At 65.8% G+C, this 17,202-nt stretch carries 21 protein-coding genes and 1 tRNA gene; 12 read left to right on the top strand and 10 right to left on the bottom strand.

Translation table 11 applies throughout. From position 1 onward, the window contains the following. From LW587_RS07135 to LW587_RS07085, 11 genes are all read left to right on the top strand, one after another. Entirely contained in the window at window positions 1–408 is a 408-nt protein-coding gene (locus LW587_RS07135) for a hypothetical protein (RefSeq protein WP_232628892.1), read from the top strand. A gap of 615 nt (window positions 409–1,023) precedes the next feature. Next, window positions 1,024–1,395 (top strand): hypothetical protein, encoded by a 372-nt coding sequence (locus tag LW587_RS07130; RefSeq protein WP_232628891.1) that lies wholly within the window; start codon window positions 1,024–1,026, stop codon window positions 1,393–1,395. Continuing rightward, the gene (locus tag LW587_RS07125) at window positions 1,392–1,838 is read left to right on the top strand and encodes a MerR family transcriptional regulator (protein ID WP_232628890.1); all 447 of its coding nucleotides are present in this window, start codon (window positions 1,392–1,394) and stop codon (window positions 1,836–1,838) included. Before LW587_RS07130 ends, LW587_RS07125 begins: the two co-directional genes overlap by 4 nt. Next, window positions 1,835–2,119 (top strand): hypothetical protein, encoded by a 285-nt coding sequence (locus LW587_RS07120; protein WP_232628889.1) that lies wholly within the window; start codon window positions 1,835–1,837, stop codon window positions 2,117–2,119. Before LW587_RS07125 ends, LW587_RS07120 begins: the two co-directional genes overlap by 4 nt. Continuing rightward, window positions 2,106–2,552 carry a hypothetical protein gene (locus LW587_RS07115; protein WP_232628888.1) on the top strand — a complete coding sequence of 149 codons (447 nt, stop codon included), beginning with the start codon at window positions 2,106–2,108 and terminating at the stop codon, window positions 2,550–2,552. Before LW587_RS07120 ends, LW587_RS07115 begins: the two co-directional genes overlap by 14 nt. A gap of 48 nt (window positions 2,553–2,600) precedes the next feature. Continuing rightward, window positions 2,601–3,263 (top strand): hypothetical protein, encoded by a 663-nt coding sequence (locus tag LW587_RS07110; protein WP_232628887.1) that lies wholly within the window; start codon window positions 2,601–2,603, stop codon window positions 3,261–3,263. Next, a complete protein-coding gene (locus LW587_RS07105) occupies window positions 3,260–4,264 on the top strand; it encodes a S49 family peptidase (RefSeq protein WP_232628886.1) in 1,005 nt (334 codons plus the stop codon). The genes LW587_RS07110 and LW587_RS07105 overlap by 4 nt, the downstream gene beginning before the upstream one ends. A 23-nt stretch (window positions 4,265–4,287) precedes the next feature. Further along, a complete protein-coding gene (locus LW587_RS07100) occupies window positions 4,288–4,584 on the top strand; it encodes a hypothetical protein (protein ID WP_232628885.1) in 297 nt (98 codons plus the stop codon). A gap of 154 nt (window positions 4,585–4,738) precedes the next feature. Continuing rightward, window positions 4,739–7,318, top strand: a complete 2,580-nt coding sequence (locus tag LW587_RS07095; RefSeq protein ID WP_232628884.1) for a tape measure protein — start codon at window positions 4,739–4,741, stop codon at window positions 7,316–7,318. Beyond that, window positions 7,315–8,067: a hypothetical protein gene (locus LW587_RS07090; protein ID WP_232628883.1), complete on the top strand. Its 753-nt coding sequence runs from the start codon at window positions 7,315–7,317 to the stop codon at window positions 8,065–8,067. Before LW587_RS07095 ends, LW587_RS07090 begins: the two co-directional genes overlap by 4 nt. Then, the gene (locus LW587_RS07085; RefSeq protein ID WP_232628882.1) at window positions 8,064–8,522 is read left to right on the top strand and encodes a hypothetical protein; all 459 of its coding nucleotides are present in this window, start codon (window positions 8,064–8,066) and stop codon (window positions 8,520–8,522) included. The genes LW587_RS07090 and LW587_RS07085 overlap by 4 nt, the downstream gene beginning before the upstream one ends. Before the next feature lie 93 nt (window positions 8,523–8,615). On the opposite strand, the gene LW587_RS07080 is transcribed toward LW587_RS07085, so the two are convergent. Beyond that, window positions 8,616–9,440, bottom strand: coding sequence for a KilA-N domain-containing protein (locus LW587_RS07080; RefSeq protein ID WP_232628881.1), 825 nt, complete (start codon window positions 9,438–9,440; stop codon window positions 8,616–8,618). Window positions 9,441–9,764: 324 nt separating this feature from the next. Between LW587_RS07080 and LW587_RS07075 the strand changes: the two genes are divergently transcribed. Then, window positions 9,765–10,124 (top strand): hypothetical protein, encoded by a 360-nt coding sequence (locus LW587_RS07075; RefSeq protein ID WP_232628880.1) that lies wholly within the window; start codon window positions 9,765–9,767, stop codon window positions 10,122–10,124. A gap of 716 nt (window positions 10,125–10,840) precedes the next feature. On the opposite strand, the gene LW587_RS07070 is transcribed toward LW587_RS07075, so the two are convergent. The 9 genes from LW587_RS07070 to cyoB form a co-directional block, all read right to left on the bottom strand. Further along, entirely contained in the window at window positions 10,841–11,491 is a 651-nt protein-coding gene (locus tag LW587_RS07070; RefSeq protein WP_232628879.1) for a hypothetical protein, read from the bottom strand. 189 nt (window positions 11,492–11,680) lie between these two features. Beyond that, window positions 11,681–11,965, bottom strand: a complete 285-nt coding sequence (locus LW587_RS07065) for a hypothetical protein (protein WP_232628878.1) — start codon at window positions 11,963–11,965, stop codon at window positions 11,681–11,683. Between the two features lie 5 nt (window positions 11,966–11,970). Further along, on the bottom strand, window positions 11,971–12,210 hold the full coding sequence (locus LW587_RS07060; RefSeq protein WP_232628934.1) for a hypothetical protein: 240 nt from the start codon (window positions 12,208–12,210) through the stop codon (window positions 11,971–11,973). Between the two features lie 192 nt (window positions 12,211–12,402). Next, a tRNA-Lys gene (locus LW587_RS07055) sits at window positions 12,403–12,478 on the bottom strand. 168 nt (window positions 12,479–12,646) lie between these two features. Continuing rightward, window positions 12,647–13,012 carry a hypothetical protein gene (locus tag LW587_RS07050; protein ID WP_232628877.1) on the bottom strand — a complete coding sequence of 122 codons (366 nt, stop codon included), beginning with the start codon at window positions 13,010–13,012 and terminating at the stop codon, window positions 12,647–12,649. Between the two features lie 360 nt (window positions 13,013–13,372). Next, the gene (locus tag LW587_RS07045) at window positions 13,373–14,047 is read right to left on the bottom strand and encodes an SURF1 family protein (RefSeq protein WP_442919096.1); all 675 of its coding nucleotides are present in this window, start codon (window positions 14,045–14,047) and stop codon (window positions 13,373–13,375) included. Between the two features lie 73 nt (window positions 14,048–14,120). Continuing rightward, window positions 14,121–14,516 (bottom strand): cytochrome o ubiquinol oxidase subunit IV, encoded by a 396-nt coding sequence (gene cyoD, locus LW587_RS07040; RefSeq protein WP_232628876.1) that lies wholly within the window; start codon window positions 14,514–14,516, stop codon window positions 14,121–14,123. Beyond that, window positions 14,513–15,163, bottom strand: a complete 651-nt coding sequence (gene cyoC / locus LW587_RS07035) for a cytochrome o ubiquinol oxidase subunit III (RefSeq protein ID WP_232628875.1) — start codon at window positions 15,161–15,163, stop codon at window positions 14,513–14,515. The genes cyoD and cyoC overlap by 4 nt, the downstream gene beginning before the upstream one ends. 5 nt (window positions 15,164–15,168) lie before the next feature. After that, window positions 15,169–17,178, bottom strand: a complete 2,010-nt coding sequence (cyoB, locus tag LW587_RS07030) for a cytochrome o ubiquinol oxidase subunit I (RefSeq protein ID WP_232628874.1) — start codon at window positions 17,176–17,178, stop codon at window positions 15,169–15,171. Window positions 17,179–17,202: the final 24 nt, after the last annotated feature.

Genomic DNA, 17,202 nt, shown 5'->3' with positions numbered 1-17,202 from the left:
GTGGGCACCGTCATCGATTTCCCGCGGAAGCGATCCACCGCCTATGCGCAGCCGGCTGAGCCGAAGGTGAAATCCGAGCTCGTCATTTCGACCGACCCGCCGGGGCCGCCGGCCGAAGAGTTCAAATTCGGATATCAGGAGGCGAGCTTCGTAGCCTTCCACCAGATCGCGAGCCGTGAGGAGTTCTTGGCGTTGAGCGAGGCGCGGCGCTCCGGCCCGGTGCCGTTTCTACGCCAGATCCAGGCATGCGCGTTCGTCCAGCGTGAGCCTGCCGCGGCCGCGGCGCCGCTCGGCGAATTCAGCGCTTACATCCACGGTCGATATGGCGGCGGTGTTCGAGGTGCCTACGCCAGCGGATACCGAGCTGCGTTCGCGGTGCTCGAGCCATTCGTCCGCAACCTGCACTGACAGCATCAGGGCCTCAAGCCCGATTTGATGTCCTGGCTGATCCGCTCAATTTGATTTGAGGTGGGCCGCTCCAAGCCGATACCGTGCGATGCCATTTCGAGCGGTTCGGAAATGCGTGCCCCCATTAATTAACGGCAAGCGAGATGTCGAAATCGATATCTCCAGTACGGTCGAGTCACCACCGGAACGGCAAGCGACAAATCTCAGTTTCCGTGCTAAGTCTGCGGCGTGTTGCGTAATGGAGTCCGGCCATGGTCATCGAGATAATTGCCGACGGAATTCGAATTGGCACCGTCACTCGGTGCGGCCCGGGAACCGTGATCGTCAGGATGCCGGATGGCGAGCCGCTCGGTCAGCTCGCGGACATCGACGCCGCCGTAAGGGCGCTCACAGCCCGCGCTGAGCAGGCGGCTGCCACGGCGAACGCTCCGCGGGCCGCGTAGAGGCCGCAGGTCTGCCCACCTCGCCGCTTTGTCGCCTGTGCCTGCTCGGTCCGGTCGAGGGGGGGTAACCGGGTCGAAAGTCCAGGGGATGAGGGGGGACGGACCGCAGGGGACCTCACGTGCGCAAAACTTTTTCGGTGCCGGACTCCACAATCAAACCGAGGGCAGAGAAATGCCGAAAGGACGCGGCGGAAAGCGGCCTGGCGCCGGGCGGAAGCGGGCGCCACTGATCGAGCCGAAGCCGGCTCAGAACCTCGTGCAGCGCCTCGGCGCCATGCCGGCCGGTGATGCTGGGCTGAGAAACCGCACCGCTTTCGCGATGGCCGCCTACGGCGCTCGCGATGAGGAGATTTCCGCCGTCCTCGGAATTCCCGCCGCCATGCTCGGCGAATGGCATGCGCCGGATATCGCCGCGGGTCGGGCGATGGCGAGCGTGAACGTTAGGATCGAGATCCTGCGCTCCGCAACGGGCGACGGCCGGCCGTTCAGCGTGACGGCAGCGAAAGCCGCCCTGCGCTTCCTCGGCGCGGGGGCACCGGCGTGAAGGCCCCTTCTGCCTTCAGCACCATCGGCGAGGTCGCCGCGGCGCTCGACGTCCCGCAGCACGTCCTCCGGTTCTGGGAGGCCCGCATCGGCGAGGTGCGGCCGCTTCGGTCGAAGACCGGCCGGCGCCGGTATCGGCCGGAAGACGTGGAACTGCTTCTCGGCATCCGCGTCCTGCTGCACGTCGAGGGCTATTCGATCCGCGGCGTGCAGCGGCTGCTCCGGGATCGAGGCATCAGCCACGTGCGGGCGGCAGCGGCAGGGTGTGAGCCTCCCGGCGCAGCACCGGCACCTGCCGGACCGCAGCCAGCCATCAACTTCGAGCACCTGCCTACCGCCGCGCGCGCCGCACTTGAGCGGGCGCTCACCGATCCGGCCGCGTGCCAGCGGCTGGCCGCGCTGGCGATCGAGATCACGGCCGACAAGAGGAGCAGGGCTGCATGACGAATCCTACGCAGAAGCCGATCCGGGATCCAGAAATCTTCGGGCGCGAGATAGCGGAATGTGCCCGGGCCGAGATTCGACAGATCGGCCTCACCCTCGCTGAGGTCGCGGTCAGGGACCAGCAGCTACGAGAGGTCGCGAGGCGCTCCGTCTTCGCGGTCGACGCGGCCGCGATGGCGCACGTCGCCGACGGTATGCCGGCCGAGGACGCGAGAGCGTGGGCCAACGCCGCCGCGGCGGCACTCGGCGCGGCGATGACGCGTGCCGATGCGCTGGCCTGAGCTCGAGCTACTGCGCCGCGTGGCCGACCGGCGCGAGACCGACGAGGACCGGGTCGAAATCGCCGCTCGGCTTCAGCTCTATCTCGAGACCGCGGAAAAGGGCCTGACGTTGGACGACTGCTTCGGCCTGAGCGTCTGCCCAGGTGGCTCGCCGTGGTGGCGGCGGGAGGCAACCGGGCGGCGGGATGCAGCGCTCCGCTTGCTGGCGCGGCGGCATCACGGCGGCCGCCCCGTAGCCCGGCAAGCGGCGGAGATCCGCGCCGGGCTGTTGCGGTATGCGGCCACGGCCTGGCGCTTCGACAGGACGAAATCCGAGCCGCCTTCGAATTATCTCGGCACGGAACGCGAGATTCAATTCGACATTTTGCGCGTTCACGAGATAATTCTCAGCGAACGGCAATTACAGCGCATCCTGTCCGCTGGGGAAAACTGACAGCGGCTCGGCCTTTTCATGGCATGAGCGCGGGCGCAACTTCGCGACATGCTCGCGATTCCAGATTTCCGACCCGGCCGCATCGGCCTCACCGTCGCCGACATCCTCGCCAAGCTGCGGGGACTGGTGCCGGACCCGAAGGCAGAGCCGGAACTGCCATCTCCGGAGGAGCGCGCGGCACGGCGCGATGAGGCTGGCAGCGTCCTCGCCGCGCTGGCGGCCGAACGGGACCGCGAGCTGCCGCGTCTCGCGGAGGCCGAGCACAAGGCGGCACAGCACCTCGCGAGCCTGGCGCCGGCATTCCGGGCCGCCGAGAAAGCCTATGCCGCCGCTCAGGATGCGCGCTTCCGGCGAGAACATGACTTCCGGTATTCGGAGGAGAGCCTGCGGCGCCAAGTTCACGCGTCGCATGAGCCGATCATCGACGAGTTTATCCAGGATCTGTATGCCCTGTGGCAGGCAAATCTCGAAGAGCCCGTGAATCACGAGCAACGCGGGACCTATTTCGATCGAGAGCGGGTCAAGAGATATCCCGAAATTTGGAGCAACGCGGCCGCGAAGGTTGCTCGGAGGAAGGCCATCCTCGCGGCGCGGGACGCGGCTGAGGCGATGAAGTTCGACCTGGATCAATCCGGCATCGAAGGACGGCTCGCGGCCATTCTGGAGAGCCTGCCTGATGGCACGGAGATGACGGAGGTCACCGGCCGATGAGCATTGACCGAGTTTTCGCCGCGGCCTGTCGTCAGCCCCTGGCTCTTCTGCCGAGCAAGATCGACGAAGTCGCTGCTTTCTTGGAACTGCGAGCGCAGGGCGTTCGGTTCACGCCAACCGAAATCCAAGCCCGTGTCGGACCCGGCCGGACCGGGTCGACTGCGGCGCCGCCGTCCAGCGTGGCGCTGATCTCGCTCGTTGGGATCGTCAGCCAAAGGGCGCCCCTCATCAACGACATGAGTTCCGGCGGAGGCGTCAGTACCCAGCAGGTGGCCGCCGCGCTGCGGCAGGCGCTGGCAGATCCTACCGTGAGTGCCATCGTCCTGGACGTCGATTCGCCCGGGGGCAGCGTCAGCGGCGTGCCGGAGCTCGCTGACGAAATCTTCGCGGGCCGGCGCAAGAAGCCGATCGTTGCACAGGTCAACAGCCTTGCGGCGTCGGCGGGCTATTGGCTCGCCTCCAGTGCCACCGAAGTGGTGATGTCGCCGAGCGGCGAGGTCGGCTCGATCGGCGTCTACATGATGCACCGGGATATCTCGGCGGCGGTCGCTGCGGACGGCGTGGCGGTGTCCTTCGTCACCGCAACCGATTCCCCGTTCAAGGTGGAGGGAAATCCCTATGAGCCCCTCAGCGATGCGGGACGCCGGCACCTCCAGGGTGAGGTGGACCGCTACATGCGGGATTTCGTCGGCGCTGTCGCCCGCGGTCGCGGCGTGTCCGTCCAGAAGGTCAAATCCGACTTTGGCCAGGGCCGCACGGTCGGCGCCCGTGATGCGGTCCGGCTCGGCATGGCCGACAGCGTCGCCACGCTCCGGCAGACCCTCACCCGCCTCAGCACCTCGACGCCGGCCGTGCGGGGGCCGTCTGCCTCATCCGCCTTCGCAGGATCTCCGCAGGACGAGCTCAGGGCCAAGCGGCAACTCCTCAGGATGCAGATGAGCGACGATCCGCGCGAGCAACTCGCCGCACAGCGTCTGCGGCACGAGCTTCGGTACCGCTGAACCCAACCAAAGGAGAGAGCGACATGGCCTTGAATGGTCTCCACGTCACGTGCGCACCGATCGTAAATTACCAGAGCATCGCCCTGCTCAAGCGCCCTGCGTGGTCGCACACGATGGCCACCCCGGGCGTCACGACGCTGAAGGCGCCCTCGGTGGCGATGATCGCGTTCGAGGTCCGCACCTCCGTTGACGCGTTCGTGGCCGTCGGTCCGAACCCCGACGCCAGTCCGGACGGTGAAGGTCGCATTTTCGTGGCCGCGAACGTCACCCGCCAGATCTTCTGCGATGCCGGCGACAAGCTGGCCTGGATCGCGGCCTGATTTCCACGCGCGCGGTCTCAGCATCTCCGCGCGCCGGTCCAGTCGGCGGTGACCGCAACAACACCGACAGCCGGCGGCCCGTCTCCGGGGCGCGGCCGGCAAATTCCTCAGCCTCGTCCTGGCGAGCGCCGAGGCCCCATTTCGAGGATCGGCAATGCCCCAGGTCGTAACGGAACTCGTGATCGATGCGCGCTCGGCGAAGGCTGGCGCGTCCGATTACGAGAAGGCGATGAACAAGGCGGCCGCGGCGGCGGACCGGGCCGCCAATGCGGAAGATCGCCTGCAGGGCAAAATCGATGGATCGGGGGACGCTCACTCGAAGGCGACCCGACTCCTTGCGGAACGCTCGAGCGCCTTCGATCGGCTCCGCGCCAAGGTCGACTCCCAATTTGCCCTGGAACAGCGGATGGCGCGGGCGCAGTCCGATGCGGACCGGGCCGTCCGGCGCGGACAGGTCTCCCAGGCGCAGGCGGCCGCCACGCTCGACGCGTACCGGGCGAAACAGGAACGCGTCTTGGGCATCACGCCCCGGCTCTCCGCGGCCAACGACAATGCGGCCGGCAGCTTCGCCACCATGGCCGGCGCGGCGTCACGCCTCGGGCCGGTGCTCGCGATGGTCGGGAGCGCGCTCGCGCTGATCGGCGGCGGCGCGGCGCTCGCCGGCATCGCGAAGGCGGGGCTGCAAATGGAGTCGCTGGAACGCGGCTTCGCGGCGGCGGCCGGCTCGGCGGAGCAGGGCGCCCGGGAGTTCGCGTTCATCAAGGACACCTCGGAACGGCTCGGCCTCGCCCTCGGTGAGACCTCGACGCAGTACCTCAGCTTCCTCGCGGCGAGCCGCGGTACCGCCCTACAGGGCCAGGCGACCCGGGAAGTCTTCGTCGCCGTGTCGTCCGCCATGGGCGCGCTGGGCAAGGATTCGGAGACGACCGGCCGGGCCCTCATCGCCGTTCAGCAAATGATGTCGAAGGGCAAAGTCTCCGCGGAGGAGATGACCGGGCAGCTCGGCGAAGCGTTGCCCGGCGCGCTCAGCCTTTCCGCCAAGGCCATGGGGATGACTCAGACGGCGCTCCTCAAGCTCATGGGCGACGGCAAGCTGTTCGCGGCCGACCTCCTGCCGAAGCTGGCGAAGGAGCTCCAGGCCACATACGGCGACGCCGCGGCGAAGGCGGCCAACGGGCTCCAGGCCAACCTCAACCGCATGTCCACGGCGTGGCTCGAGCTGCGGGACACGATCGCGCGCAACGGCTTCAACGACGCGCTGTCCCGGGCGGCCGGCGACGTGGCGGGCTTCCTGCGGGCGGGCCAGGACGGCGCCGCGGAGTGGGGGCGCTCGCTCGCCTCCGTCGTCGACACGCTGCGCAGCGTGGGGGCGGCGGCGGTCGAGGCCTACGACTCCGCGAAGATCGTCCTGCAGATGGTCGGCGAGTTCGACCAGGTGCTGAGCGGCAAGACGATCGATTACGGCTCCCTCGTTCCACAAGGCGCCAGCAGGATCTCGGACTTCCTGGCGACGGCGCTTGAGGCGGACAAGGCCTACATCAACGGCGTCATCGGGGTGTTCACGGCCGGTTACCAGATGGCGGTTGCCGCCTGGGAAGGCCTGCCCAGCGCGTTCGGCGGCTACGGCGCTGCGGCGGCGAACGCGCTGATATCGGCGGTCGAGGGCGCCGTGAATTTCGTGGTCCGCGGCTTCAACAAGGTCGTGGAGGCGGTCAACGCGATCGGCGAGAACGTGCCCGGTTTCTCGAGGCTCGCCACCGCGGCAGAGGTGAGCTTGGGCCGCGTCGAGGCGGCATCCGGGAAGACCGCCTCGCAGCTCGCCTCCGACCTCGCTGGGATCGGCAAGGCGGCCATGTCGCGCGACTACCTCGGCGAGGCCGGGACCGCGATCGCGAACCGGTTCAACGAGCTGAAGGAGGCGTCCAAGGCGGCCCGCGAAGAGCGCAAGCGCCTCGCCGACCAGGCGTCCAGCGACAAGCTCGCGGACGCGCTCCGGAACACGGGCGACGGCGCCAAGCAGGCGGCCGCGGACATCGACAAGGCCGGCAAGGCGGCCAAGGCCGCGGCCCAGGAGTTCGAGAGGTTCAAGAGCCAGGCGGAGGAAGCCTTCAAGAAACTGTTCCCGGAGGACGCGCTGCGCAAGCAGGGCCAGGAACTGCAAGGGCTCTTGGACAAGTATCGCGATCATCTTGCGAAGATCGACCCGCGATACGTCACCGCTATCGAGACGAAAATCAAGCTGAACCTCGACGGCAAGGAACTCGAGGGCGTCAAGGCGAAGACCGATGATCTTGCCAAGGAGATGTCCCACGCTTTCTCGGGCGTGTTCGATGAAATGTTCAGCGCCGGCAACAAGGGCTTGGACGGGCTGGTTTCGAACCTCACGAAGAGCCTGGCCAAGATCGGCACACGGCAGATCGAGCAGAACATCCTCGCCCCGCTGTTCAGCGGGAAGGACAGCCCGGCGCTGAAGCTGTTCGACTTCGACAAGATGGAAAAGGCCGTTTCCTCCGGCGCCTCCACCGGCATTTTCGACAGTATGTCCGAATGGCTGAAGCCGCAGAAGGAGGGCGGCGGCTTCATGTCGTCCAAGCTCGGGGGCGGACTGGTCGCGGCCGGAGCCGGTGCCGCCATCGGCTACCAGAGTCAGAACCCGATCGTGGGCTGTGTCGGTGGCGCTCTGACGGGCTTCACCATCGCCAACGACGACGAGCCGCAGGAGCAGGCAGCGTGAGCACCACCACCATCTATGCGAAGGGGGCCCTCGCCCTGATCGCAAGCGACACGGCCGGACTTGATGGCGACGGTGTGGTGAGGGCTTGGGTCTCCAAGGTAATCACCCTGCCGCATCTGCGCTGCGCGATCACCACCCGCGGTGCCGTCGCGGCGCTGCCCGCGTTGGCGACAGATCTCGCGGCCGCCTTTCCATCCTTCGACGCGATGGTTTCCGGCGGTGCCCGCTTCCTCGAAGACGCCTATCAGAACCACGTCATGCGGTGGTCGGACCTTGCAGGGGCGCCGGAGTTTGAGCTGGCGATTACCGGTTGGTCGGTATCGCGGCGGCGATGCGAGGCGCACGTGATCAGCAGCGTTGATCACCCTGGCCTGCCCGCCTTCACGTTCCTGAGCCAAGAAATCCTGGTCGCTCCGCTGCCGGCTGCCGACACGATGATCGAGGCCGGGCTTTTGGTGAACGGAACCATCCCGACGATGGAACCGGAAGCCTTGCTTCTCAAGCTGATCGAGTTGCAGCGCCGAACCCTCACGCCTGTCGGCGGCCTGCCCGGCGCGGTGGAGCGCTTCATCGTCGGCGGCCAGGTGGTGCTGACCGAGATCACCGAGGCCGGTATCTCTCAGCGGGTGGCGCGCACGTGGGACGATCAGCTCGGCTCGATGATCCACCCGGGCATTCTCGAAGGCCGGGTGCCCTCTGCGCCCGGGATCTCCCGGCAGCAGCGGCGCGCCGCGGAGAGGGCATCGTGACCGGCCCCGGCGCGACAGGCGCCGCCTCCACCGCTCGGCTCGATGGCTTGGCCAGCGGACAGCAAATTGCCCGGAACGCGGTCGAGCGAGCACGCACGAATCTGGCCCTACTCCGCGCTCTGGCACCCTCTCTCGAGCGGGCCGAGCACGCGGGCGCGCACAGCCTCTCAGACAATGGATGGACCGCCGCCGAGATCGAAGAATGGAGCCTGGGCTTCTTCGAGGGCGCCGAGCCGGTCGTTCAGGCCTTCCTCGCCGAGGTGCAGGCGGCCACCGAATTCCGGCAGGCGCAGGCGGACGCTATCTCGGCCCTGACCCGCATGGAGGCGGCGGCGAAGCGCATCGGCGCGCACGCCAAGCCCTCGACGCCTCTGCCGGGCCTTGGCAGCCCGAAGCTCGGCCCGCTGCTACGCCCTGGCGACTTCGGAGCGCTCCCCATGCCGCCCCGCCCCTGACGCCCACGGCCGTGCCGGTTTCTATGTCCTTCCAGACGGCTCAACAGACTCAGCCCCGCCCGGGAAACCGGAGCGGGGCTTTTTGTTGTCGCCTCAGGCGCGGCGCTTCTGCTTCGGCACCGGCCGCGGAGGCAGCCTCTTGAAGGGCGCCGGAAGTCCGGCAGCGGCGGCTCGGGCTAGCAGGCGCGGCAGGAACTCCAGGGCGCGCGCATCCTTGCCCCTGAAATAATCCTCCGCCCGCTCGGGCAGCCACACCGTCCAGAAGTGCTTGCGGAATGCCGCCAGCATGTCGTCGGGATAGGCCTTCGGAGAGACCACGCGCCCGTCTTCGAAGTCGTGCCGGTAGGTCGGCAACGAGTCGGTGTCGATACCCCACTCATCACGCAGCCATCGGCAGAAGATCCGGCCCTGCGAGATGTCTGGCAGCATGTGGTCCGGCAGCGTGTAGCCCATGCTCTCCATGGGGGCGATGAGCAGGGTCGTCATTTCGACGAGGATCGAGAAGTGTCCAGGCGGCACGTTCGGGTGGTTCGCCATGTGACGGCGCAGGTGATAGGGCAGCTGCGGGCGGAGCGCGGTGCGCCCTGACATCCAGTCGTAGACCCACTTGCTCACTTGCACCGCAAAGGTCGCCGAGCACCACGTCGCCAAGTTGATTGCGACCTGGGGGTGAACCCACGTGCCTTGGAAGCGGACATCGCCTCCGTTAAGTGTCTGAACCAACGTCGGAACGGGTATACCCGTTTCGGTCGCCAGGGCTGCCAGGAAGGCTTGCGTGGGCCCGATCCGCATGTAGTCGTGGAAGCGCTTTCCGGTCGCCTGACACATCGCGGTGGCGTTGATGTAGCCGTCACTCGGCCGCTGGCATACGAGGTCGCCGCCCACCCGATGGGGGATGAGATCAAGATGCTGTTGCAAAATCGCACTTCCTTCAGACTGCGGTGAAGAACCGCTGACCGAAGGATGGACACGCCCTACGGATCGTGATGAAGATCCGCTTGCACAGAAGGTGTCTTGGTTTCGGCCAGCCCCTCCGCGAAAGCCGTCTCGAATCATTCGGGGCGGCTTTTCGTTTTGGGACACCCATGCTGGCGTCGGCGGGTGACGAAGTCGACTGCCTTCAGCCACGACAGGTTGGATATCCACCGACCGTCGCCTATCGGTTACAGCGCCTCATCCCTCTTTGCCCCCGGCGCCGCCTTGCCAACACAAGCGAACCCGTGGTCAGGATGGCGCATGAGGATGGGCCTACCGCTCTGTATCGGTCTCGCCTTGGCGCCCGCGGCGGCTCGCGCCGATCTCGCCTACGAGGTGCCGACGGATCACGCCCGGTTTGCCGCGTGCGCCTATTCGATCCTCGATCGAGCCTATCCCGGCATGGCCCGGCTGACCGATTTGCGCGGCGCCGATACCATCAAGATCACGCTGGAGGAGACCAGCGTCGGGCTGGTCAGCTCGGCGACCAACCGCTTCGTCGACATGGACATCCGGAAGCGGGGAAAAGGCGCCGCGGTGGTGATTCGCGGCGCTTGGAGCCTTATGGGCGCGACCTTCTACGCCGAACGCGCTTGGCGCGAGATTTCTGGCTGCGCTTCAGCCTAATCTCTCGATCTATGAGAAGACGCGGATGTGGGTAGCAAGCTCACCCACGCCAACGCTTACCGTTAGCCTTGGTTCGGGCTACGATGCGCGGATGACCGCATTCTTGCGTCGTGATAGACCAAGCATACGTCAAGGAGTAGCTGAGCCTTATAGCCTAGAGCAGGGCCGCCGCCGGCATTGCCTTGCCGTTCCGTCTCAAAAATGACGGGGACTGACGAGGTCGCCAACTCACTGAAAATAAAGGGTTCTAAGTTCTTTGTCCTCAAAAAAGCGGGCAAGCTGGCGAGGCCGAAGTTCCCGCTGCTCTTAGGGGTTTTGCTCTCCCAAGCGCCTCAAGGAAGCCTGTCTGCGTCAGCATCCGAGTATTGTTGTCATCGTCCAGAACGGCGCAAGGAATACCCCCGAGCGGCAGGACGCCCGCGACGTGGTAGTGATGCCCGATCTGCGCCCGCTGGCGGACACGCTGCGCCCCTATCTCGACCGAGGGCGCGACTACCGCGATCCGGACGGGGGCGGGCCTACACAGTGCGGGTGACGCCGGGACGAAACGCCCCCGCTCACCCGTTGACCCCATGCCCCTCCTCACCGATGGGCGCCTCCTCAGCCCCGCCCGGCGAAAGCCGCGGCGGGGTTTGTGCCTGCTGCTCGGCAATGCCCAGGCTTCTAGCCTTGTTCAGCGGTAACGCAGATCAACATCAAGGGGATTAATTTTATAATTAGGCAAGGCGACTGATCACTGCCGCGCTTGCAAGGAAGAAGATTAATACTAATATCGAGATGGTGCCACGGGTGAGCTTTCTTATCCTGGCCTCATGCTGCGCGCTTGGTGCCAGGCGTGTATCTTGGAACAGATCTACAGCAATATGAGGCCGAAGCAATTCTGGTATTTTATTTCCTTCCTTAGATAGATACCTTCTAGCCTCTAATCTTTCTTTTATTTCTGCCTCGTATGAGGCGCGATTGCCCTCATCCCAAGCACGGCGCTCCGCAATAGGTTTGGTGGGCTGATACTGAGCTGCGTCAAAACATTTATTGACAATATTGCTCAGATATACAATCACCTCTGGTGGAAAATAGAAACTAGCCCTTTTTACACGAGCTCGTATTAGAATTAGTTTTTGCGTGTCGGCTAGCTGACCGTCGCTTGTATTTATTGACGCAGCTATCATTTCTTCTACGGCGTCCACAACATCAAGACGCTGGCTAAGAGTATCATACTTCAATTTCTCCAAAGCAATCTTTGCTTGGATTTCTGCCGTTCTTGCCTGTTTGCGTGCAAATATGTATGTAATACTTGCAGCAGCTGCTGCCGCCAATGTCGTGCTTATCGGTCCAGCAAAGTCTTTAAAGAAGCAATATACGCTCATAGCTCATCCCCCTTCGCCCCCGGCGCCGGCCCCCACGATCCCGGCGAGCAATCCCAGCCCTCGGCTCGCAACCGCTCGTAGTACGCGTGCATGTCCTTCATGACGTGACCGCCGCGGTGGCCGCAGGCCGCGCACCGGACTTTCCCCCCGAGATCGTCCCGGGTCATGCGCGGGTCGAGCCGAGGTCCCCTACCGCATGCGCTGCCACATCGTGCCGACGATCACGAAGCCGAGGACCTTGTAGGCGAGCGCCCAGGCCAGGAAGATCGGCGAGGCGCGGTTGGGCGTGGCTGGCCGCCCGTCGCCGCTCTGGGGCTGGGGGAAAGGATGAGCGGGCAGCGGCAGTGCCCGCGGTGCCGGATCCGAAAGGAAGCGCGTCAGGCATTCAGGCAGCGGACGCTGCGGTGAAACCTCATCAGCCATCGCGGCAGCCTGATGGGCAATCTTCGAACGCGCAAGCCTGTTGAAGGCCACCGCTCCTATCCCTCAGCCGGGTCGCTCTGGCCTTCCTTGGCGCCACCCTGCGGATCGGTGCTGTCCTCGCCCGAGGCCGTGCCGAAGCTGTGCCCCTGCGGGGTCAGGCGCGGCGGATCCGGCGCCTCAGGCTGATTGTCTGCGGCGTGGTCGGCCGCGCTGCCATCGCCCTTCGACGCCCTCGGGTCCGTGGCGCCGTATTGCCGGACCGCAAGATCGTCGGTTCGGTTGGTCGTGTCAGCCATGATGCACCTCCACCGAGCCAACCAGCGGATGGCAGCGGGGTTCATGGAGCATGCGGGTGAAACCCGGATTGGGTTGGTGCACGGCGTGCAGCTCGCAAATTCCACGACAGCCGCGAAACCACCTGCTGTTACCCTGCGCGTTACCCCTGCCAGGGCGGTTGCTCGGAGATTTCAGCTAAGTCGTTGATTTTGTGGTGAGCGCGCTGGGACTCGAACCCAGGACCTACAGATTAAAAGTCCGTTGCTCTACCAACTGAGCTACGCGCTCGCACCGTATCGCCAAAACCGCCCGCAGAGAGGGGCGCGGCCGGTGCGCGAGGCTCGCAATAGGGGCTCGGGGCGTAGGGGTCAACTCGGACCCGCAGGCTTGTTGGTCGGCTGATCGCCCCACCCTGTGGAGGGCCTCGTTCGCCCTCGGTTCCGTCGCGCCGGACGGCTACCAGCCCCGGTTCAATCGTGTCGCGATCCGGCTCGGACGAGCGCCCGCCAGGGTTCGTTCGAGAGCGGCCAGCGCCGCGCGGGCTTTGACGAGACGCGGCGCCCGCCAGTCGCGGCCCCGCGAGGCCAGGGCCGCCTCGCCGAGACGGTCGCCGGCCACAACGAGGCGGTCGACCGCCCGCAGGATCCGTGGTGCTTCCTCGGTCAGGACGCAGAGATCGGAGAGATGGTTGCGCAACGCGTGCAACTCGTTGCGGCCGCCGCCCTCCTCGGCCAAGCCGACCAAGGTTCGATCCATCGCGGTGATCAAGCCAGCCAGGGGCTCGGGGACCGACGCCGTGGCCGAGATCGCGAGAGCGTGCATCGGCCTCTCCAACGGTTCGGATGATGCCCAGTCTCGGGAGGGCGGCACCTGCATGTCGTCTCCGCAGCATGAGAGATAGCCACCCAACGCCGATCGGCCGCTTTCTTTCCCCACGCTGCGACGGGCTGCGTCACTTTCATGGGGATCAGGAGAGACGGAGGGAGCGACACCCGTTGCTCCATTTCGGGACACTGATTCGAGGCATAACATCCAGGCGCCGGAGGGCTAACCCGAATTTGATGAGCGTGAGCGGAAAACATCGTTTTGGAAAGCGAAAGATGATCACGCGGATTGAGGACGGATCGTTTGAGACCCTGCCGCGGCCGGCCGTACCGTCGCGGACGCCATGGTCGATGGGTCTTACGCCTGCGCCGGAGGCGACCGTAGCGCGTAGATCAGAGCACCCGCGCTCATCAGGGCGAGGGCGTACCAGGTCAAGGCGTAGACGAGGTGGTGGTTGCGGAAGGCGATGACGGTGAGGCCGCCGACGGGCAGGCCGCCGGGATTGGGGGTCGCGTCCGCATCGACGAAGTAGGGCGCGACGTCGCCCTTCGGCAGGCCGCGCGCGGCCGCGATGGCGGCGACATCGCGGGAATACCAGCGGTCGGCAGCCGGATCGTTGCCCCGCAGGACGCTGCCGTCGGGCTCCGTGAGCCGCACGAGGCCCGTGACCGTGACCGCGCCTTCGCTCGCGGCCCGGTCGGCGCGGGCGCGGTGCCCGGTCGGCACGAAGCCGCGGTTGACCAGCACGGTCGCGCCTTCGAGGCTGGAGTCTGGATCCGTGCGGAGCGGGGTCAGGACCCAGAACCCGGCGCCGCGCTCGGTCAGGGCCTGGACCAGGGTCGATCGCCCGTCGTCGAAACGGCCAGAGAGGCGCACCCGGCGATAGGCGATCGCATCGGGGTCGAGACGCCCCCATTCCGCCCGGCCCGGCGGCGCGACCGCAGGGGCGCCGACGCGGGACTCGACCCGCTCGATCAGGTCGAGCTTCCAGGCCCGGCGCTGCAGCTGCCATGTGCCGAGCGCGAGAAACACGCCGACGACCGAGAGCCCGGCGAGCGCCAGCAGCGCGCGCCGGAACGTGAGGCCGTGCGCCCCCGGCGTCGCGTCAGGGGGCGTGGCGCGCGTCCTCGGCGGAGATCGGCATCATGTTGGCGTTGAGGTGATGCATCACCCAGATCGAGCCGCACAGGGTGATCGCCACGATCGTGACCGTGAAGATCAGCGCCAGGAAGGTCCAGCCACCTTCCGACTTCGTGTTCATGTGCAGGAAGTAGATCATGTGGACCACCATCTGTACGGCGGCCAGGGCGAGGATGATCACGGACGTGATCACCTTGTCGGCGATGACGTTGCCCATCACCAGCCAGAACGGAATCGCGGTCAGGATCACCGACAGGACGAAGCCGGTCACGTAATCCTTGAACGAGCCGTGCCCGTGGGCATCCCCATGCCCGCTCTCGCCGTGACCATGTGCGGAATGTCCGCCCGCTGCGCCGCTCATTGCAGCACTCCCATCAGGTACACGAAGGTGAAGACGCCGATCCAGATGACGTCGAGGAAGTGCCAGAACATCGAGAGGCACATCAGCCGGCGCCGATTCTCGACGATGAGCCCACGCTGGCGCAGCTGCAGCATCAGCACCCCGAGCCAGAGCAGGCCGAAGGTGACGTGCAGGCCGTGGGTGCCGACCAGGGTGAAGAAGGCCGACAGGAAGGCGCTGCGCTGCGGGGTGGCGCCCTCGTGGATCAGGTGGGCGAACTCGTAGAGCTCGATGCCGATGAAGGCCGCGCCGAACAGGCCGGTGACGGCGAGCCAGAGCTGCGTCTTCGGCAGATCGTCCCGCTCCATCGCCAGCATGGCGAAGCCGTAGGTGATGGAGGAGAACAGCAGCATCGCGGTGTTCACCGCGACGAGGCTTAGGTCGAACAGGTCCTTGGGCGAGGGGCCGGCCGCGTAGTTGCGGCCGAGCACGGCGTAGGTGGCGAACAGGACCGTGAAGATGAGGCAGTCGCTCATCAGGTACATCCAGAAGCCGAGCATCGTGCTCCCTTCTGGGTGATGCTCGCCCTCCAGGTCCTGGAACACCGGCACGTCGTCCGGCTCCGCCACCGAATCCCGGTGCAGCGCGTCGATTGCGTGGGTTGCCATCTCGCTCAGGCCCGTCCCGCCACGGCGAGCGCGTCGGTCCGCTGCCCTTCGGTGCGGACCACCGTCTCAGCCGGGATATAGAAATCACGGTTGTAGTTGAAGGTGTGAAGGATCGAGATGACGATCGTTGCCGCGAAGGTCAGCGCCGCCAGCCACCAGATGTACCAGATCATGGCGAACGAGAAGACGATGCTGATCAGGCCGAGGATGACGCCGGTGGCGGTGTTCCTCGGCATGTGGATCGCGTGGAAGCCGGTGGCCGGCCGCGCGAAGTTGCGGTTCTTCATCTGCCACCACGCATCGAGCTGATGCACGACCGGCGTGAAGGCGAAGTTGTAGTCCGGCGGCGGCGACGAGGTCGACCATTCCAGCGTGCGTCCGCCCCACGGGTCGCCTGTGGTGTCGCGCAGCGCCTCGCGGTTTTTGATCGAGACCGCGATCTGCACGATCGTCGCGCCGATGCCGAGCGCGATCAGACCCGCGCCGAGGGCGGCGACGATGAACCAGGGCTGCAGCGCGGTGTCCTCGAAATGCTGGGCCCGGCGCGTGACGCCCATGAGCCCCAGCACGTAGAGCGGCATGAAGGCGACGTAGAAGCCGATCGTCCAGAACCAGAAGCTGACCTTGCCCCAGAAGTCGTCGAGCTTGAAGCCGAAGGCCTTGGGCCACCAATAGTTCACGCCGGCGAACATGCCGAACAGCACGCCGCCGATGATCACGTTGTGGAAGTGGGCGATCAGGAACAGCGAGTTGTGGAGCACAAAGTCGGCCGGGGGCACGGCGAGCAGCACGCCGGTCATGCCGCCGATCACGAAGGTGACCATGAAGCTCACGGTCCACAGCATCGGCACCTCGAACCGGATCCGGCCGCGATACATCGTGAACAGCCAGTTGAAGATCTTGGCGCCGGTCGGGATCGAAATGATCATCGTCGTGATGCCGAAGAACGAATTCACGTTGGCGCCCGAGCCCATCGTGAAGAAGTGATGCAGCCACACGAGGTAGGACAGGATCGTGATCACGACGGTCGCGTAGACCATCGAGGTGTAGCCGAACAGGCGCTTGCCGCAGAAGGTCGAGGTGACCTCGGAGAAGATGCCGAACGCCGGCAGGATGAGGATGTAGACCTCCGGGTGGCCCCAGATCCAGATGAGGTTGAAGTACATCATCGGGTTGCCGCCGAGGTCGTTCGTGAAGAAATGCGTGCCGACGTAGCGGTCGAGGGTCAGCAGCACGAGAACGGCGGCAAGGATCGGGAAGGCGGCGACGATCAGCACGTTGGTGCAGAGCGAGGTCCAGCAGAAGATCGGCATCTTCATCAGCGACATGCCGGGCGCTCGCATCTTCACGATGGTCGCGATCAGGTTGATGCCCGACAAGGTCGTGCCGATGCCGGCGATCTGCAGGCCCCAGATCCAGTAATCGACTCCGACGCCGGGACTCATGTCGGCGCCCGAGAGGGGCGGATAGCCGAGCCAGGTCGCCCGCGAGAACTCGCCGACGAAGAGCGAGATCATCACGGTGATGGCGCCGGAGACCGTCATCCAGAAGGAGAAATTGTTGAGGAACGGGAAGGCGACGTCGCGGGCGCCGATCTGCAGCGGCACGACGTAGTTCATCAGCCCGGTGACGAACGGCATCGCCACGAAGAAGATCATGATCACACCGTGGGCGGTGAAGATCTGATCGTAATGGTGCGGCGGCAGGTAGCCCTCGTTCGCTCCGAAGGCGATGGCCTGCTGCGAGCGCATCAGCAGCGCGTCGGCGAAGCCCCGCAGCAGCATCACGAACGCCAGGACGACGTACATGATGCCGATCTTCTTGTGGTCGACCGACGTGAACCAGTCGCGCCAGAGCGGCCCCCAGAAGCGGAAATAGGTGATCGTCGCGAGCACGGCGAGGCCGCCGATGGCGACGCCCGCGAAGGTCACGAGCAGGATCGGCTCGTGATAGGGAATGTCCGCGAGCGTCAGGCGCCCGAAGAGCAGCTTCTGGAGGTCCGTGTCAGAGAACATGGATCGTCTCGTACCGTGGATGCT

This window comes from Methylobacterium sp. Leaf118, from assembly GCF_920984675.1.
Taxonomy (GTDB): domain Bacteria; phylum Pseudomonadota; class Alphaproteobacteria; order Rhizobiales; family Beijerinckiaceae; genus Methylobacterium.
Note: the sequence above shows the minus strand (reverse complement) of the source record. Positions and strands in the feature narration are given on the sequence as shown.

What these genes read in the sequence shown, in the direction of transcription:
- cyoD (WP_232628876.1), bottom strand. Translation starts at nt 14,516, where the DNA reads ATGAGCGGCGCAGCGGGCGGACATTCCGCACATGGTCACGGCGAGAGC.
- cyoB (WP_232628874.1), bottom strand. Translation starts at nt 17,178, where the DNA reads ATGTTCTCTGACACGGACCTCCAGAAGCTGCTCTTCGGGCGCCTGACG.
- LW587_RS07130 (WP_232628891.1), top strand. Translation starts at nt 1,024, where the DNA reads ATGCCGAAAGGACGCGGCGGAAAGCGGCCTGGCGCCGGGCGGAAGCGG.
- LW587_RS07120 (WP_232628889.1), top strand. Translation starts at nt 1,835, where the DNA reads ATGACGAATCCTACGCAGAAGCCGATCCGGGATCCAGAAATCTTCGGG.
- LW587_RS07110 (WP_232628887.1), top strand. Translation starts at nt 2,601, where the DNA reads ATGCTCGCGATTCCAGATTTCCGACCCGGCCGCATCGGCCTCACCGTC.
- LW587_RS07105 (WP_232628886.1), top strand. Translation starts at nt 3,260, where the DNA reads ATGAGCATTGACCGAGTTTTCGCCGCGGCCTGTCGTCAGCCCCTGGCT.
- LW587_RS07100 (WP_232628885.1), top strand. Translation starts at nt 4,288, where the DNA reads ATGGCCTTGAATGGTCTCCACGTCACGTGCGCACCGATCGTAAATTAC.
- LW587_RS07095 (WP_232628884.1), top strand. Translation starts at nt 4,739, where the DNA reads ATGCCCCAGGTCGTAACGGAACTCGTGATCGATGCGCGCTCGGCGAAG.
- LW587_RS07060 (WP_232628934.1), bottom strand. Translation starts at nt 12,210, where the DNA reads ATGGCTGACACGACCAACCGAACCGACGATCTTGCGGTCCGGCAATAC.
- LW587_RS07115 (WP_232628888.1), top strand. Translation starts at nt 2,106, where the DNA reads ATGCGCTGGCCTGAGCTCGAGCTACTGCGCCGCGTGGCCGACCGGCGC.
- cyoC (WP_232628875.1), bottom strand. Translation starts at nt 15,163, where the DNA reads ATGGCAACCCACGCAATCGACGCGCTGCACCGGGATTCGGTGGCGGAG.
- LW587_RS07050 (WP_232628877.1), bottom strand. Translation starts at nt 13,012, where the DNA reads ATGCACGCTCTCGCGATCTCGGCCACGGCGTCGGTCCCCGAGCCCCTG.
- LW587_RS07075 (WP_232628880.1), top strand. Translation starts at nt 9,765, where the DNA reads ATGGGCCTACCGCTCTGTATCGGTCTCGCCTTGGCGCCCGCGGCGGCT.
- LW587_RS07070 (WP_232628879.1), bottom strand. Translation starts at nt 11,491, where the DNA reads ATGAGCGTATATTGCTTCTTTAAAGACTTTGCTGGACCGATAAGCACG.